The organism is Streptosporangium sp. NPDC002524 (genome assembly GCF_040295985.1).
Classification (GTDB): Bacteria; Actinomycetota; Actinomycetes; order Streptosporangiales; family Streptosporangiaceae; genus Streptosporangium.
Genome location: NZ_JBEOWK010000007.1, coordinates 255,038 through 270,734 on the forward strand (window position 1 = coordinate 255,038; position 15,697 = coordinate 270,734).

Below are 15,697 nucleotides of genomic sequence, written 5' to 3' on the forward strand. Positions count from 1 at the left end.
ATGCGGGGGTCCCTCGGTGTCGGAAAACGACCGAGGAGCGCCTGAGGGACCGCTGGGGTGCCGGGGAACGGGCCGGGGGCACCTGAGGGGCTGTTGACGTACGGGAACCCGGCCGGACCGGGCGGGGCAAGGTGAGGTGAGGGCCGGTCGCGCACTGGCCGGGAAGCCGTCCCGGTCCACGGGAGCGGGGCGGGAGGCCGGGGGAGCGCTTCGCGGGCCGGAGAGGGGCTGGTTGGATGGAGAACATGACCGTTTCGACCCCCCCTCGCGTGCTGACCGTCGCCGGCTCCGACTCCGGAGGCGGCGCGGGTGTCCAGGCCGACCTGAAGACCATGCTCGCCCTCGGCGTGCACGGCATGAGCGTGATCGCCGCGGTGACCGCCCAGAACTCGGTCGGCGTGCAGGGCTACTGGGAGCTCCCCCCGGAGGCGGTACGCGCCCAGCTCGACTCGGTGCTCGGCGACATCGGGGCCCAGGCGGTCAAGACCGGCATGCTCGCCTCACCGGTGCTGGTGGAGACGGTGGCCGAGGTCCTGGCGGGGCTGGACGTGCCCGTCGTGGTCGATCCCGTCGGGGTCTCCAAGCACGGCGACGCGCTCCTCGCCCCCGAGGCGGTGGAGACGGTGAAGACGCGCCTGCTGCCCACCGCCACGGTGGTCACCCCCAACCTGTGGGAGGTCCTGCAGCTCACCGGGGTGAAGGTCGAGGACGAGCCCGACCTGCGCCGGGCCGCCGACGCCGTCCTGGAACTCGGGCCCGCGTGGGCGCTCGTCAAGGGCGGCCACCTGCCGGGGGCCCCGGTCGACCTGCTGACCGACGGCACGCGGGAGTTCCGCTTCACCGCGGAGCGCCACGACAACCGGCACACCCACGGCACGGGCTGCACCCTGGCCTCCGCGATCGCCTCCTACCTCGCCCTCGGCGAGGACGTCCCGGCCGCCGTGGAGAAGGCGAAGGCGTACGTCACCGGCGCGATCGCGCACGGCTTCCCCCTGGGGTCGGGCATCGGCCCCGTGGACCACGCCTGGCGCCTGCGCGCCTCCTGACCCGCGTTCTGCTGGGCCGTACCTCCCGAGCGGGACCGTCCTCCGAAGAGGACGGTCTCCCGAACCGCGTCCCCGAACCGCGTCCCCGAACCGCGTCCCCGAACCGGGCCTCCTGAGCGGGACGGTCCTCCCGAACGGACGGTCTCCTGGAGGGAGACTCTCCGTTCCAGGACGGGGCGAAAGCCCGGCAGGGAACGGCGAAGCCCGCCGCCCCATCGAACGGGACGGCGGGCTTCGTGGAGGTCTGGCTAGCGGGTGACCTTGCCGGCCTTGATGCAGGAGGTGCACACGTTCAGCCGCTTCGGCGTGCCGTTCACCACTGCGCGCACGGGCTGGATGTTCGGGTTCCAGCGGCGGCGGGTGCGGCGGTGCGAGTGGGAGACGTTGTTGCCGAAGGTCGGCTTCTTAGCGCAAACGTCGCAGACGGAAGCCACGGTTCGCTCCTTTAATCAGTCGAGAGGCTCGATCCGCCGCACTGGCGGCGGTCATCGGGCACGCCGGGACGACCGGCTGGCCACACGAGGATATCCGATGTCCGGCCCTGCACGCGAACGCGAGCCGCCGTGAACGGTCGAACGGGGATAATCTCCGGAGGCAACCGTAGCGCATTCCGGGACACGTCACGGCGGCTCTCCTCCGGAGAGCGGACCGGAAGGGCGGCCCGGAGGAGCGGAACCGGAGAGGTCTGGAGTCCGGTGAGGCCAGTAAGGCCAGTAAGGCCGGTGAGGCCGGTGCGGGCGTCCTCCGGCGGACACGCGCGGGAGCCGGAGCCAGGGAGCAGGCGGACAGGAGGGCAGGAATGCTGCAGGTTCTCGACCCGCTCGCGGTGCGCAGATGGTCGCGGCTGGCCGCCGAGACGCTGGGGAGGGCGCGCGAGGAGATCGACGCGCTCAACGTCTTTCCCGTGCCCGACGGCGACACCGGCACCAACCTGCACCTGACCATGCTCTCCGCCGCCGAGGCGCTCGACGGGCTGCCCGACGACGCCGGGGCCGAGGCCACCTGGCGGGCGTTCGCGCAGGGGGCGCTGCTCGGCGCCCGGGGCAACTCGGGAGTGATCGTCAGCCAGGCGCTGCGCGGCCTCGCCGAGGTGCTCAGGGAGGCCGAGGGGCGCGGCGCCGATCTCGGGCGGGGCCTGGTCAGAGCCGCCGAGCTGGCCCGCGCCGCGGTGTCCAGGCCGGTCGAGGGCACGATCCTGAGCGTCCTGGCGGCCGTGGCCGCGGCGGTGCGCGACGGGCGGGAGGATCTCGCCTCGGTCGCGAGGAGGGCGGCGGGGGAGGCGCGCTCCGCGCTCCGGCGTACCACGGGGCAGCTCGACGTGCTGGCCCGCGGCGGGGTGGTCGACGCGGGCGGGGCGGGCCTCACGATCATCCTGGAGAGCCTCGCCGCGGTCGTCACCGACTCCTACACCGGCCGGGTGGACATCCCCGCCCCGGCGCACCGGATCGTCCCGGAGACCTCCGCGCGGGCCCGGGAGAGCGGGGAGGGACCCGGCTACGAGGTCATGTACCTGCTGGACGCCGGGGAGGAGGAGGTCGCCGCCCTGCGCGAGGAGCTCGACGCGCTCGGCGACTCGCTGGTGGTCGTGGGCGGCGACGGCCTGTGGAACGTCCACGTCCACGTGGACGACGCGGGCGCGGCGATCGAGGCGGCGGTGAGGCGGGGCCGCCCGCACCGGATCAGGGTGACGTACCTGGTCGGCTCGGGCAGGACCCACCCGGTCGCGCGGGGGCGGGGAGTGGTGGCCGTGGCCGCGGGGCCCGCGCTGGCGGCGGTGTTCGAGGAGGCGGGAGCCGTGGTCGTCCGGCGCGAGCCCGGCTCCAGCCCCCCGCTGGCGGCGGTGCTCGCCGCCGTCCGCGAGGCTGGGTCCGAGGTCGTGGTCCTGCCCAACGACAGCGACACGCGCGAGGTCGCGGCCGCCGCCGCGGAGATCGCGAGGGAGGAGGGGCTGGTGGTCGGCGTCATCCCGACCAGGGCCTCGGTGCAGGGCCTGTCGGCGCTCGCCGTCCACGACCCGCTGCGCCGCTTCGACGACGACGTGGTGGCCATGACCGAGGCCGCCGCGCACACCCGCCACGGGCACGTGTGGGTGGCCGACCGCGAGGTCATGACGAGCGCGGGCCTGACCGCCCCCGGCGACATCCTGGGGGTGGTCGACGGCGACGCCGCCCTGATCGGCACGGACCTGGCGGCGACCGCCCTGGAGGTCGTACGCCGCATGGTGTCCTCCAGCAGCGAGCTGGTGACCCTCCTGGAGGGCGCCGACGCCCCCGAGGGGCTCGCCCGCGCCGTACAGGACCATCTGGCCGGGACCAGGCCGGACGTCGAGGTGGTCACGTACGAGGGCGGCCAGGGCGGCTACCCGCTGCTGATCGGGGTGGAATGAGCCGGTACCGGCCGGCGGGTGCGCCGTGGCGGGTGAATTCTGTCGCCTGGGCACGGTAGAAAACGGGGGTGACGAGCTTCGACGAGCCGCTGGCGAAGGCACTCGACCCCAAGACGGCCAAGCTGCTGGAGAGCGTTCTCGACCTGCGCACCGCCGGCGACCTGCTGCGGCACTACCCGCGCCGCTACGCCGAGCGGGGCGAGCTGACCGACCTCGACGACCTGAAGGTCGACGACCACGTCACCGTGGTCGGCGAGGTCACCAGGGCGATGCGCAGGCCGATGCGCAACAAGGGCGGCACCTGGCTGGAGGTCGAGGTCGTCGACGCCCGGGGCAGCAAGATCTACCTGTCGTTCTTCGGGAAGACGTCCCACATCGCGGAGACGCGGCTGAAGCCGGGCAGGCGCGGCATGTTCGCCGGGAAGGTCGGCGCCTTCGGCCAGGGCGAGAAACGCAAGTGGCAGCTCTCCCACCCCGAGTTCGAGATGATCGAGGAGAGCGAGACGGGCGCCGAGGAGTTCGCCGCCGCGCTCGTGCCGATCTACCCGGCGGGCAAGGACGTGACGCCCTGGGCCATCCGCAGGGCGCTGGGCGTCGTCCTCGACACGATGGGCGAGCTCGACGACTCGCTCCCCGCGGAGCTGCGCGCCCGGCACCGGCTCCCCGGCCTGTCGGAGGCGCTGCTGGCGATCCACCGTCCTCGCGACCACGCCGACGTGGCCAGGGCGCGCAAGAGGCTCAGGTTCGACGAGGCGTTCCTGCTCCAGGCGGTGCTGCTGCAGCGCCGGATGGCCGCGGCCTCCTGGCCCGCCACGCCCCGGCCCGCGACCTCCGGGGGGCTGCTCACCGACTTCGACGGGCGGCTGCCGTTCGAGCTCACCGAGGGGCAGCGCGACGTGGGCGAGGAGATCGCGGCGGACCTGGCGCTGCCCCACCCCATGCACCGGCTGCTCCAGGGCGAGGTCGGCGCGGGCAAGACCATCGTCGCGCTGCGGGCGATGCTCCAGGTGGTCGACGCCGGAGGGCAGGCCGTGCTGCTCGCCCCCACCGAGGTGCTCGCCCAGCAGCACCACCGGTCGATCTCGGCCATGCTCGGGGACCTGGCCACCGGCGGCATGTTCGGCGGCACCGCGGTCGCCCTGCTGACCGGCTCGCTGGGCGCCGCGGCCCGCCGCTCGGCCATGCTCGACGCGGCCTCGGGCGCGGCGGGCATCGTCGTCGGCACGCACGCGGTCCTGCAGGAGCGCGTCCAGTTCGCCGACCTCGGCCTGGTCGTGGTCGACGAGCAGCACCGCTTCGGCGTCGAGCAGCGCGACGCGCTCCGCGAGAAGGCCGGGGGCGGCCGCCCGCACGTGCTCGTCATGACCGCCACGCCCATCCCCCGCACCGTCGCCATGACGGTCTTCGGCGACCTCACGGTCTCCACGCTCTCCCAGCTGCCCTCCGGCCGCGCCCCGATCACCACGCACGTGGTCCCCGCCGCGGAGAAGCCGCACTTCCTCGACCGGGCCTGGACACGGCTGCGCGAGGAGATCGAGCTGGGCCGCCAGGCTTACGTCGTGTGCCCGCGCATCGGCGACCTGGAGGGCGACGAGGGCGACATGTCGAAGGCCGACGACGAGCGCAGGCCGCCGCTGGCGGTGCTCGACGTGGCCGAGACGCTCGCGCAGGGGCCGCTGCACGGGCTCCGTACGGAGGTGCTGCACGGCAAGCTCCCGCCGGAGGAGAAGGACGCGGTGATGAGGGCCTTCACCCGGGGGGAGATCGACGTGCTGGTGGCGACCACGGTCATCGAGGTCGGCGTCGACGTCCCCAACTCCTCGGTCATGGTCATCATGGACGCCGACCGGTTCGGCGTCTCCCAGCTCCACCAGCTCCGCGGCCGGGTCGGCCGCGGCGGACTGCCCGGACTGTGCCTGCTTGTCACCGACTCCCCGGGCGGCACGCCGGCGCGGGCGCGGCTCGACGCCGTGGCGGCCACCCTGGACGGCTTCGAGCTGTCCCGTGTCGACCTGGAGCAGCGCAGGGAGGGTGATGTGCTGGGTGTGGCCCAGTCGGGGCGCAGATCGTCGCTGAAGATGCTCAGGCTCCTCCGCGACGAGGACGTCATCCACGCCGCGCGCCTGGACGCCGAGGCCATGCTGGAGGCCGACCCCGAGCTGGCGGGCCATCCCGTGCTCCGCGCGGAGATCGACAGGCTCCTCGCGGACGAGCGGGCCGAATACCTGGAGAAGACCTGAAGGGGCGAGACCACGGGGTGTCCGGGTTTTCCCGGCGCGGGGACGTCCGCCGGTGCGCCGCCCGCCCGGGGTGCCCGTTCTCACGGTTCCCGGCGGGAGGTCGGTCCCGGTGCCCAACTGCGGGGACGGCCTCCCCCCGAATGCCGTCCCCGCTTGGGCCCACTCCCGGGTCAGGTGCCGAGAGCACCGGCGTGCGGAAGGGCTCACGATCACGCCGGTCGGCCTCCCCCTGGGTCACTTGGAGGCCGCAGGAATCATCATGCAAGGGACCGGCACCGGACGGAACGACCCTTACGCTTTCGTCGCCACTCCTTGCCCACTCTTGACCTAGATCACCTACCAGGACCCTTTTGACCTGCGGTTATGTGATGCGTCGCGACACGCCGGTGCTGCGTGCGCCCCCCTCGGGACAGGAGCGTGAACGGCGGCGGGAGCGGCACTGAGAGGATGGCCGGGTGAGCCGAGTCATCGCGGGAAGCGCAGGGGGACGGCGGCTGGCCGTGCCGCCGGGACGGGGGACACGCCCCACCAGCGACCGGGCCAGGGAGGGGATCTTCTCCACCGTGGGGTCGCTGATCGGCCCGCTGGAGGGATGCCGGGTGCTCGACCTCTACGCGGGCTCCGGGGCGCTCGGCCTGGAGGCGCTCTCCCGGGGGGCGGAGCACGCGCTTCTCGTGGAGTCGGACGCGAAGGCGATCCGGACGATCAGGCAGAACATCACCTCGCTGGGACTCCCGGGTGCCGAGGTCGCCGCCGACAGGGTGGAGCGGCTGCTGGCCAGGGGCCCGGGAGGCACCGGAGACGCCCGAGCCGCCGAGGCCGCCGGGAGACCGTACGACCTCGTCCTCGCCGACCCGCCGTACGCGCTGGGCGCCGAGGAGGTGGACGCGGTGCTCGGGCTGCTGCGCGACCGGGGCTGGCTGGCCGAGGACGCGCTGGTCGCCGTGGAGCGGGAGAGCAGGGGGAAGGATCTGGTCTGGCCCCCGGGGTACGAAGAGGAGAGGGTCCGTCGTTACGGCGAAGCGTCCGTTTGGTACGGTCGCGCCGCCGGGAATCCTTAGAGCAGGGGGTCCGCCTTGCGTCGCGTTGTCTGTCCGGGATCGTTCGATCCCGTCACGAACGGTCATCTGGACATCATCGGCCGGGCTTCCCGGCAGTACGACGAGGTCGTCGTGGCCGTACTGATCAATATCGAGAAGAAGAGCCTGTTCACGGTGGAGGAGCGCATCCAGACGCTCCAGACGGTCACCAAGGAGTACGGGAACGTCCGCGTGGACAAGTTCCACGGCCTCCTGGTCGACTACTGCAGGCAGCAGGAGATCCCCGCCATCGTGAAGGGCCTGCGCGCGGTCAGCGACTTCGACTACGAGCTCCAGATGGCGCAGCTCAACTACCGGATGTCCGGGGTGGAGACCCTGTTCATGGCCACCGGGCCCGAGGTCTCCTTCCTGTCGTCCAGCCGCATCAAGGAGATCGTCAAGTACGGCGGGAGCGTGGCCGGGCTGGTTCCTGATCTTGTGCAGGAACTCCTGGTCGAACGGCTCAGGGGCTAGGCCCTGCTATTCTCTTATTTCGGCCTTGCACGACGGCGATGATGCGCCATGCCTAATGAGAGCGGAATGACTCAGCACCTTGACCCCCGAGCCCCATGGGTGATCTCGACCCATGACCTGGGGCGGCGACCGGGGTCGATGCGCCGGATGAATCTCGCTCTCCCGGCACCGGCGGACATCGGCGTCGACATGATCGGCGTCCCCAAGGACGCCGACGTCGAGCTGGACATCCGGCTTGAGGCGGTCATGGAGGGTGTGCTCGTCACGGGCACTGCGCAGGCCCCACTGCGGGGGGAGTGCGCACGCTGCCTGGAACCGGTCACCTCGCTAACCGAGGTGGACTTCCAGGAGCTGTTCTTCTACTCGGCAGAGGATGCTGCCGAGAGTGACTCGCTTCTCGACGGTGAGCTTCTCGACCTCGAGCCCGTGTTTCGCGACGCGGTGGTGCTCACACTGCCGTTGAGCCCGGTCTGCAGTGAAGACTGCACCGGGCTGTGCGTGCAGTGCGGGGTCAGGCTGGCGGACGCCGAGCCTGACCACGGCCACGAGGTGGTCGACGCCCGCTGGGCGAAGTTGCAAGGTCTGATTCCGGAACATAACAACGATCAGGAGAGCTGACGTGGCTGTCCCCAAGCGCAAGATGTCGCGGAGCAATACTCGCTCCCGCAGGTCGCAGTGGAAGGCCGCCGCGGTTTCGCTCGTGAGCTGCCCCCAGTGCCGCTCGCCGAAGCGTCCGCACGTGGCGTGTCCGACCTGCGGCACTTACAACCGCCGTCAGGTGATCGAGCCCTCCGCCTGATCGCATTCTGACCGACGGATGCCGGCCGGGTCCTCCACGGGCCCCGGTCGGCGTCACCGTCTGCACCCCCTGCGATGGCGGTCCGCCCGCGGCTGTGGTGGACGCCGGGGTTCGCGGTGAAACGCGTGCCCTCCCGGCGCCCACCACATCTTCGGGCATCTCTCGTTCCTTCCTTCGCCATCGCGCATTCGCTGAGAGAACGTGCGAGGAGAAGCCGTGGGTACGAGTGTCAAGCCGATCGCCGTCGAGTTCGTCAAGGAAGAGCTGGAGCGCCTCCTTCTGGTGCGCCTTGACGTGGCCATCCTGGAGCGGGCGCTGACGCACCGCTCCTACGCGTACGAGAACGGCGGCCTGCCGACCAACGAGCGCCTGGAGTTCCTCGGCGACTCGGTGCTGGGCCTGGTCGTCACCGACACCCTCTACCGCAACCACCCGGACCTGCCCGAGGGGCAGCTGGCCAAGCTCAGGGCCGCGGTGGTCAACATGCGCGCCCTCGCCGACGTGGCCCGCTCGCTGGGCCTGGGCCGCTTCCTGCGGCTCGGCCGGGGCGAGGAGGGCACGGGAGGCCGCGACAAGTCCTCGATCCTCGCCGACACCCTTGAGGCGCTCATCGGCGCGGTCTACGTGAACAGGGGCCTGGACGAGGCGTTCCGCGTCGTCCACCTGCTCTTCGACCCGCTCATCACCCGCTCCGCCTCGCTCGGCGCCGGGCTCGACTGGAAGACCTCCCTGCAGGAGCTCACCGCGTCCGAGTCGCTCGGCGTGCCCGAATACCATGTCGAGGAGAGCGGTCCCGACCACGCCAAGTCCTTCACCGCGGTCGTCCGCGTCGGCGGCGAGGCGTACGGTTCGGGGTCCGGGCGCTCGAAGAAGGAGGCCGAGCAGCAGGCCGCCGAGGCCGCCTGGAACCGCATCCGCGAGGACCGCGAGCGGCGCGAGGCCAGCTGACCGGCCGGCCGGGCCGCGCCGGGCCGCGCCGAGTCACTCCGGCCCGCGCCGAGTCGCCCCGAGCCGAGCTGAGCCGAGTCAAGCTGAGCCGATCCGAGCCGAGTCGCCAGAGGAGGGGACGCATGCCCGAGCTGCCCGAGGTCGAGGTGGTACGCCGCGGCCTGGAGCGATGGGTCTCCGGCCGGGTCGTCGCCCGCGCCGAGGTGCTCCACCCTAGGGCGATCAGGCGGCACGTCCCCGGCGCCGTGGAGTTCTCCGCCCGCATGGAGGGCCGCACGGTCGGCCCCGCCGAGCGCAGGGGCAAATACCTCTGGCTGCCCCTGGGCGGCTCCGACGGCTCCGACGCGATCCTGGCGCACCTCGGGATGAGCGGCCAGCTGCTGGTCGTGGAGCCGGACTCGGCGCCGGAGAAGCACCTTCGCGTCCGGATCGCCTTCACCGACGGCGGCCCCGAGCTGCGCTTCGTCGACCAGCGGACCTTCGGCCACGTGCTGGTGACCGGCATGACGCAGGCCGGCGGCCGGGCGGTGCCCGAGCCGATCGCGCACATCGCGGCCGACCCGTTCGAGAAGGGTTTCGACGACGACGGCTTCGCCCACCGGCTGCGCGCCCGCCAGACCGAGGTCAAGCGGGCTCTCCTGGACCAGTCGCTGATCAGCGGTGTCGGCAACATCTACGCCGACGAGGCCCTCTGGCGGGCCAGGCTGCACGGCGCCCGCCCCACCGCGACGCTGACCCGGCCGAAGGTGGCCGAGCTGCTGGCCGCGGCCCGGGAGGTGATGTCCGCAGCCCTGTCCGAGGGAGGCACATCCTTCGACAGTCTCTACGTGAATGTCAATGGGGAAAGCGGTTACTTCGACCGCTCCCTCGCGGTTTACGGTCGGCGCGACGAACCCTGCTCCCGGTGCGGCGCCCCGATCGTCCGCGAATCGTTCATGAACCGTTCCTCCTACAGTTGCCCCCGCTGCCAGCCCAGGCCGAGAGGGGCCGTGGCGTGACGGACGTGCGGTTGACGGCCTGGGTCAGGGGGCACGTTCAGGGTGTGGGTTTCCGCTGGTGGACGCGTGCCAGGGCGCTGGAGCTCGGCCTGACCGGCTGGGCGCGCAACACCGATGACGGCCGGGTGGAGGTGGTCGCGCAGGGCCCGGAGAAGTCGTGCGCCGCGCTGCTCGCCCTGCTCAGGGACGGGCACACTCCCGGCCGGGTCGACGGGGTCGTCGAACGCTGGAGCGAGACCAAAGGCGGTCTCCAGGGTTTTGTCGAGCGCTGACCACTTCCCCAAACCGCCCAAAATAAGGTATAGTTGACCGTCGAGAGTGCCTACTGGTGCATCCATCCGGAGCGTTCAACTTGACCGTCTCCCTCACCGGTGCGACTCTTGATAAAGAACCACGCGCACCCCTCCCGCGGTAAAAGAAGTGCGCGAACCAGTCTGGTCACTCAGCGTGGAGGACCCTTTACTATGGCGAAGGCTCTACTCGGCCACGTCGGCGGTCCCGACCCTCGTATGGTCTCGGAAATGCGTCGCCTCCAGCAGCGCATCCGTGATCTCGAGGGAGAGCTCACCCGGCTCCAGGCCCAGAACGACGAACTCGCGGCCGGCACCCGCGACGAGGAGTTCAACCGTCTGCAGGATCGCGAGCCGGCCCTCACCTAGAGGCCGGGGCGGAACACACAGTCCAGGGACGCCTCATTGGGGCGTCCCTTGTCATATCGATACGCGCGTCACAACCGTCACGCGCGTCCTATATGCCGTGCCAGGAAGGCCAGCTGCTCGGGTAAGACCCTGCGGCGGTAGGCCGTGTCCTGGCACCCTTCGGTAATCCCTCCCTCGGCCGTGGCACCCAGTGCCTTCAGGCCCTTCAGCATGGTCTGGGTCTGCCGAGCCCACGCGTCGCGCTCGCCGCACCCCAGCCAGACCGGGATGTCCACGAGCTCGCGCAGCGGCGCCTGGGCCGCGCTCACCGCGGGCGACGCCGCGACCACGGCCCCCACCTGTTCGGGGCCCAGCTCCGCGGCGAGCCTCAGCGCCCCGGCGCCTCCGGCGGACCAGCCCATCAGCCCGATCCTCGTGGTGTTCATCCCGTTCGTGGTCAGGTACGGCAGCAGCGTGCCCGGGATGTCGGCGGAGGGCCAGTCGTCGATGGAGGCCAGCGCGAAACGCCCGCCGCCCGCGGCCAGATAGCGGTCGATCGCGTAGACGTCGAACGGCGTGCGCGCGTCACCCGCGGCGCCGTGCAGCATCACCACCACGGGAAGCCCGTCCCCCGCTCCCGGCGGCATCCCGACGATCACGCGCCGCCGGTCGACTCGGCTGCGCTGGAGCGTTCCAGGCGAGGTCACCGGGGGTTCGGGGACCGCGCCGCAGACGATCTGGGCGTACGCGTCCCTGAAGCCCTCGGGCCCGGCCGCCAGGGCGGCGCCGCCGAGGCCGAGCGCGGCCAGCCCGCCGCCCACGAGGAAGGCGCGCCGCCTGAGGAGACCCCTGCCGCCCGATGGGTGTGATGGAGCCTCGCCCCCACCGCGTTCCGCGTCCATGCAGGGCACCATAGGCGGTGCGCGGGCGGGCGCGGGTGAAGAACGGTAGTCTTCCCGCGTGACCGAAGCCGTGGGCTGACCGTGGGCTGACAGTGGGCTGACAAGGCAAGACGCGTTCACCGGCGCCCGGGACACGGCGTGTGACACGCCGGCCGGCGCGGCCGCGCCGTGGATGGGGGGTTTCGTTGTATCTCAAGACCCTTACCCTGCGCGGGTTCAAATCCTTCGCCTCCGCCACCACGCTCCGGTTCGAACCGGGCATCACCGCCGTCGTCGGCCCCAACGGATCCGGCAAGTCCAACGTGGTCGACGCCCTCGCCTGGGTGATGGGCGAGCACAGCGCCAAGTCGCTGCGCGGCGGCAAGATGGAGGACGTCATCTTCGCCGGCACCTCCTCGCGGGCCCCGCTGGGACGCGCCGAGGTCACGCTGACCATCGACAACACCGACGGCATGCTCCCGATCGACTACACCGAGGTGACGATCAGCCGCCTGATGTTCCGGGCGGGCCAGAGCGAGTACGCCATCAACGGCGACACCTGCCGCCTGCTCGACATCCAGGAGCTGCTGTCCGACTCCGGCATCGGCCGCGAGATGCACGTCATCGTCGGGCAGGGCCAGCTCGACCAGGTGCTGCACGCGGGGCCCGAGGAGCGCAGGGCGTTCATCGAGGAGGCCGCGGGCGTCCTGAAGCACCGCAAGCGCAAGGAGAAGGCGCTTCGGAAGCTCGACGCCATGCAGGCCAACATGACCCGGGTCCAGGACCTCACCACCGAGCTGCGCCGCCAGCTCAAGCCGCTGGGCCGCCAGGCCGAGATCGCCCGCAAGGCCGCCGTCATCCAGGCCGACCTGCGCGACGCCAGGCTCCGGCTGCTCGCCGACGACGTGCTCACCCTGCGGACCACCCTGGAACGGGAGATGGCCGACGAGGAGGCCGTCCTCACCCGCCGCGCCGCGGTGGAGGTCGAGCTGGAGCAGGGCCAGGTCGCCGAGTCCGAGCTGGAGGCCGCCGAGGCCGAGGCCCAGCCGCGCCTCGCCGCCGCCCAGGAGACGTTCTTCCGCCTGTCCTCCCTCCGCGAGCGCCTCAGGGGCCTGGCCGGGCTCGCCGCCGAGCGGCACCGGAACGCCACCGACACCGCCGTGGAGCGGCGCGGGCGCGACCCCGAGGACTTCGAACGCGAGGCCGAGGAGGTCCGCGAGCAGGAGCGGGTCCTGGCCGAGCTGCTCGAAGGGGAGCGGGAGTCGCTCGCCGGAGCGGTGGCCAGGCGCGCCGAGACCGAGGCCGCGCTCGCCGCCGAGGAGCGGAGGCTGGCCGCGGAGGCCAGGGCCGCCGCGGACCGGCGCGAGGGCCTGGCCAGGCTGAGGGGCCAGGCCGGGGCCGCGCGCAGCCGGGCGGGGGCCGCCGAGGAGGAGATCGGCAGGCTGCGGCGTTCGCTGGAGGAGGCCGAGCGGCGCGCGGAGGAGGCCCAGGCCGCGCACGACGGCCAGGAGCGGGCCGAGCCGTCCGCCGACCCCGCCCTCGCCGAGGAGCTGGAGATCGCCCTGGAGACGGTCGAGCAGGCCAGGGAGTCCGTCGAGCTGGCCAGGGCCGGGGTCGAGGAGGCCAAGGCGGCCGTCGCGGCCCCCAGCTCCGCGCTCGGCGCCGCGAGGGCCGCCCTCGCCGCCGCCCGCAAGACCGACCAGCAGGCGCAGCGCCAGGTGGCCGCTCTGGAGGCCAGGTTCGAGGCGCTGGAGATGGGCCTGGCCGGGGGCGCCGACGGCGCCGCCGCGCTGCTCGCCGCCGACCTGGCCGGGGTGCTCGGCCCGGTGGCGACCATGCTGTCCGTGCGGCCCGGCGCCGAGGTGGCCGTCGCGGCCGTGCTCGGGGCCGCCGCCGAGGCCGTCGCCGTGGAGTCGCTGCAGAGCGCCGCCGACGCGATCGAGTTCCTCAGGGGCCACGAGGGCGGCCACGCCACCCTCGTCATCGCCTCGGGCGAGGCGGGGCCGGGGTCGGGGTCGGCGGGTTCGGCGGACCCGGCGGGCTCACAGGGCTCCTCGGGCTCACAGGGTTCACAGGGTTCGCAGGGCTCACAGGGGCAGGTGCCGCTGGCCGGGGCCGAGTGGGCGATCGACCTGGTCACGGTCTCCGCCGGGCTGCGGGCCGCCGCCGCCCACCTGCTCGCGGACGTGCTGGTCGTCGACGATCTCGCGACCGCGAGGAAGGCGGTCGAGCAGCGTCCCGGGCTGCGGGCCGTCACCCGGTCGGGCGACCTGCTGGGCACCCACGCCGCCGAGGGCGGTTCGGCGGGCGGCACCTCCGCGCTCCAGATGCGGGCCGCCCTCGACGAGGCCGCCGCGGACCTGGCCGGGGCCGGGATCGCCGCCGAGCGGGCCGGAACGGAGCTGGAGGAGGCCGCCGAGGCCGAGGCGGAGGCGCAGCTCGCGGTCGAGAGCGCCCAGGCGAGGGTCGCCGAGGCGCAGACGGGCGTGCAGAACGCGCAGGCCGGGGTGAACGCCGCGCAGGCCGCCCTGGACCGGGTCAGGGCCAGGCAGCGCGACGCCGACCAGCGGGTCGCCGCGGTGGCCAAGCGGCTCGCCCAGCTGGGCGCCGCGGCCAAGGCGGCCCGCGACGAGTGCGAGCGCCTGGCCGGGGGCGTACGGGCCGCGGAGGAGGCGCGCGACCGTGACGCGGCCGGGCTCGCCGAGCTGGAGGAGCGGCTCGCCGCGGCCGTCGGCGCCGAGGAGCTGGAGACCGAGCCCACCACCGAGCTCCGCGACGAGCTCGCCGAGATCTGCGCGACGGCCAGACAGGACGAGATGGAGGTCCGCCTCGCCGTACGGACGGCGGAGGAGCGGGTCAGGGGCATCGAGGGCCGGGCCGACGAGCTGACGCGGGCCGCCGAGCGCGAGCGCGAGGAGCGTTCCAGGGCGGCCGAGCGGCGCGAGTGGCGGCGCAGGCAGGCCCTGACGGCCCAGGCGGTCGTCCGGGGCGCCGAGCGGGCGCTGCGCGCGCTGGAGACCTCCCTGGCGGCCGCCGCGGGCGAGCGCGACGAGGCCGACCGGGCGCGCGGGCAGATCGACGCCTCGCTCAAGGCCGTCAGGATCCGCGTCCGGGAGCTCTCCGGCGAGCTGGACAAGCTGGTCAACCGGGCGCACGGCAGCGAGGTGGCCCGCACCGAGCAGCGGCTCCGCCTGGAGCAGCTGGAGGGCCGGGCGGTGGAGGAGTACGGCGTCGAGGCCGACACCCTCATCGCCGAGTACGGTCCCGGCGAGCCGATCCCGACGGCCGACGGCGATCCCGTTCCCTACGACCGCGACGAGCAGCTCAAGCGGGCGAGGGCGGCCGACCGCCAGATGGCCCAGCTCGGCAAGGTCAACCCGCTCGCGCTCGAGGAGTTCGCGGCGCTGGAGGAACGCCACTCGTTCCTCACCTCGCAGCTGGAGGATCTCAAGAAGACCCGCCGCGACCTGCTGCTCGTGGTCAAGGAGGTCGACGACCGGGTCGAGCAGGTCTTCGGCGCGGCCTTCGCGGACGTGGCCCGCGAGTTCGAGACGATCTTCACGCGGGTGTTCCCCGGCGGCGAGGGCAGGCTGCTGCTCACCGACCCCGAGAACATGCTGACCACCGGCGTCGAGGTCGAGGCCCGGCCGCCGGGCAAGAAGGTCAAGCGGCTCTCGCTGCTGTCGGGCGGCGAGCGGTCGCTGACCGCGGTGGCGTTCCTCGTGTCCATCTTCAAGGCGCGCCCCTCGCCGTTCTACGTGATGGACGAGGTCGAGGCCGCGCTGGACGACACCAACACCCAGCGCCTGCTCACCCTCTTCGAGGAGCTCCGGCAGACCTCGCAGATCATCATCATCACCCACCAGAAGCGCACCATGGAGATCGCCGACGCGCTGTACGGCGTGTCGATGCGCGGGGACGGCGTCACCCAGGTCATCAGCCAGCGCCTGAGGGAGCACGAGTCCGTCTGAGCCGGGGAGCCCGGTTCTCGCCGGGGCACGAGGCACAGGGCGGGGGCGGGGGGTTCGCGGGGGCGGTGGGTGGCGGTTCCCCGGGGGGCGCGGGGTCGCGGGAGCGGTTTTCCCGGAGAGCGCGGGGTCGGCGGCGAGGCGGTCGTCCGGGGCGCGGGGCCGGTGGGTGGCGGTTCTCCGAGGAGCGCGGGAGCGGTTTTCCGGGAGAGCGCGGGGTCGGCGGGGAGGCGGTCGTCC

General features: G+C 72.9%; 14 protein-coding genes. 12 read left to right on the forward strand and 2 right to left on the reverse strand.

Annotation, left to right across the window (positions count from 1 at the left end; translation table 11 throughout):
• Positions 1 to 236: 236 nt before the first annotated feature.
• Positions 237 to 1,046: a bifunctional hydroxymethylpyrimidine kinase/phosphomethylpyrimidine kinase gene (gene thiD / locus ABT053_RS14645; RefSeq protein ID WP_350969498.1), complete on the forward strand. Its 810-nt coding sequence runs from the start codon at positions 237 to 239 to the stop codon at positions 1,044 to 1,046.
• Between the two features lie 248 nt (positions 1,047 to 1,294).
• Here thiD and rpmB read toward each other — a convergent pair whose 3' ends face one another.
• Positions 1,295 to 1,480 carry a 50S ribosomal protein L28 gene (gene rpmB / locus ABT053_RS14650; protein WP_012894387.1) on the reverse strand — a complete coding sequence of 62 codons (186 nt, stop codon included), beginning with the start codon at positions 1,478 to 1,480 and terminating at the stop codon, positions 1,295 to 1,297.
• Between the two features lie 365 nt (positions 1,481 to 1,845).
• Here rpmB and ABT053_RS14655 point away from each other — a divergent pair, with 365 nt between their 5' ends.
• The 10 genes from ABT053_RS14655 to ABT053_RS14700 all read left to right on the forward strand — a co-directional run bounded on the left by ABT053_RS14655 (position 1,846) and on the right by ABT053_RS14700 (position 10,629).
• Entirely contained in the window at positions 1,846 to 3,432 is a 1,587-nt protein-coding gene (locus ABT053_RS14655; protein WP_350969499.1) for a DAK2 domain-containing protein, read from the forward strand.
• 68 nt (positions 3,433 to 3,500) lie between these two features.
• The gene (recG, locus tag ABT053_RS14660) at positions 3,501 to 5,672 is read left to right on the forward strand and encodes an ATP-dependent DNA helicase RecG (protein WP_350969500.1); all 2,172 of its coding nucleotides are present in this window, start codon (positions 3,501 to 3,503) and stop codon (positions 5,670 to 5,672) included.
• Positions 5,673 to 6,127: 455 nt separating this feature from the next.
• Positions 6,128 to 6,733, forward strand: coding sequence for a 16S rRNA (guanine(966)-N(2))-methyltransferase RsmD (rsmD, locus tag ABT053_RS14665; RefSeq protein WP_350969501.1), 606 nt, complete (start codon positions 6,128 to 6,130; stop codon positions 6,731 to 6,733).
• 15 nt (positions 6,734 to 6,748) lie between these two features.
• On the forward strand, positions 6,749 to 7,225 hold the full coding sequence (coaD, locus tag ABT053_RS14670; protein WP_344894246.1) for a pantetheine-phosphate adenylyltransferase: 477 nt from the start codon (positions 6,749 to 6,751) through the stop codon (positions 7,223 to 7,225).
• A gap of 66 nt (positions 7,226 to 7,291) precedes the next feature.
• On the forward strand, positions 7,292 to 7,843 hold the full coding sequence (locus tag ABT053_RS14675; RefSeq protein ID WP_350969502.1) for a YceD family protein: 552 nt from the start codon (positions 7,292 to 7,294) through the stop codon (positions 7,841 to 7,843).
• Between the two features lies 1 nt (position 7,844).
• Entirely contained in the window at positions 7,845 to 8,024 is a 180-nt protein-coding gene (rpmF, locus tag ABT053_RS14680) for a 50S ribosomal protein L32 (RefSeq protein ID WP_012894381.1), read from the forward strand.
• Positions 8,025 to 8,288: 264 nt separating this feature from the next.
• On the forward strand, positions 8,289 to 8,972 hold the full coding sequence (gene rnc, locus ABT053_RS14685; protein WP_329094214.1) for a ribonuclease III: 684 nt from the start codon (positions 8,289 to 8,291) through the stop codon (positions 8,970 to 8,972).
• A 122-nt stretch (positions 8,973 to 9,094) separates the two neighbouring features.
• Positions 9,095 to 9,970: a bifunctional DNA-formamidopyrimidine glycosylase/DNA-(apurinic or apyrimidinic site) lyase gene (mutM, locus tag ABT053_RS14690; protein ID WP_350969503.1), complete on the forward strand. Its 876-nt coding sequence runs from the start codon at positions 9,095 to 9,097 to the stop codon at positions 9,968 to 9,970.
• On the forward strand, positions 9,967 to 10,242 hold the full coding sequence (locus tag ABT053_RS14695) for an acylphosphatase (RefSeq protein ID WP_350969504.1): 276 nt from the start codon (positions 9,967 to 9,969) through the stop codon (positions 10,240 to 10,242). Before mutM ends, ABT053_RS14695 begins: the two co-directional genes overlap by 4 nt.
• A 192-nt stretch (positions 10,243 to 10,434) precedes the next feature.
• Positions 10,435 to 10,629, forward strand: coding sequence for a hypothetical protein (locus ABT053_RS14700; RefSeq protein ID WP_344748163.1), 195 nt, complete (start codon positions 10,435 to 10,437; stop codon positions 10,627 to 10,629).
• 77 nt (positions 10,630 to 10,706) lie between these two features.
• Here ABT053_RS14700 and ABT053_RS14705 read toward each other — a convergent pair whose 3' ends face one another.
• Complete coding sequence (locus ABT053_RS14705) at positions 10,707 to 11,510, reverse strand: alpha/beta hydrolase-fold protein (protein WP_350969505.1); 804 nt, start codon at positions 11,508 to 11,510, stop codon at positions 10,707 to 10,709.
• Between the two features lie 185 nt (positions 11,511 to 11,695).
• Between ABT053_RS14705 and smc the strand changes: the two genes are divergently transcribed.
• On the forward strand, positions 11,696 to 15,460 hold the full coding sequence (smc, locus tag ABT053_RS14710; RefSeq protein WP_350969506.1) for a chromosome segregation protein SMC: 3,765 nt from the start codon (positions 11,696 to 11,698) through the stop codon (positions 15,458 to 15,460).
• Positions 15,461 to 15,697 lie beyond the last annotated feature (237 nt).

Coding starts and splice junctions, on each gene's coding strand:
- thiD (WP_350969498.1), top strand. CDS start 237: ATGGAGAACATGACCGTTTCGACCCCCCCTCGCGTGCTGACCGTCGCC.
- ABT053_RS14655 (WP_350969499.1), top strand. CDS start 1,846: ATGCTGCAGGTTCTCGACCCGCTCGCGGTGCGCAGATGGTCGCGGCTG.
- ABT053_RS14675 (WP_350969502.1), top strand. CDS start 7,292: ATGACTCAGCACCTTGACCCCCGAGCCCCATGGGTGATCTCGACCCAT.
- mutM (WP_350969503.1), top strand. CDS start 9,095: ATGCCCGAGCTGCCCGAGGTCGAGGTGGTACGCCGCGGCCTGGAGCGA.
- ABT053_RS14700 (WP_344748163.1), top strand. CDS start 10,435: ATGGCGAAGGCTCTACTCGGCCACGTCGGCGGTCCCGACCCTCGTATG.
- ABT053_RS14705 (WP_350969505.1), bottom strand. CDS start 11,510: ATGGACGCGGAACGCGGTGGGGGCGAGGCTCCATCACACCCATCGGGC.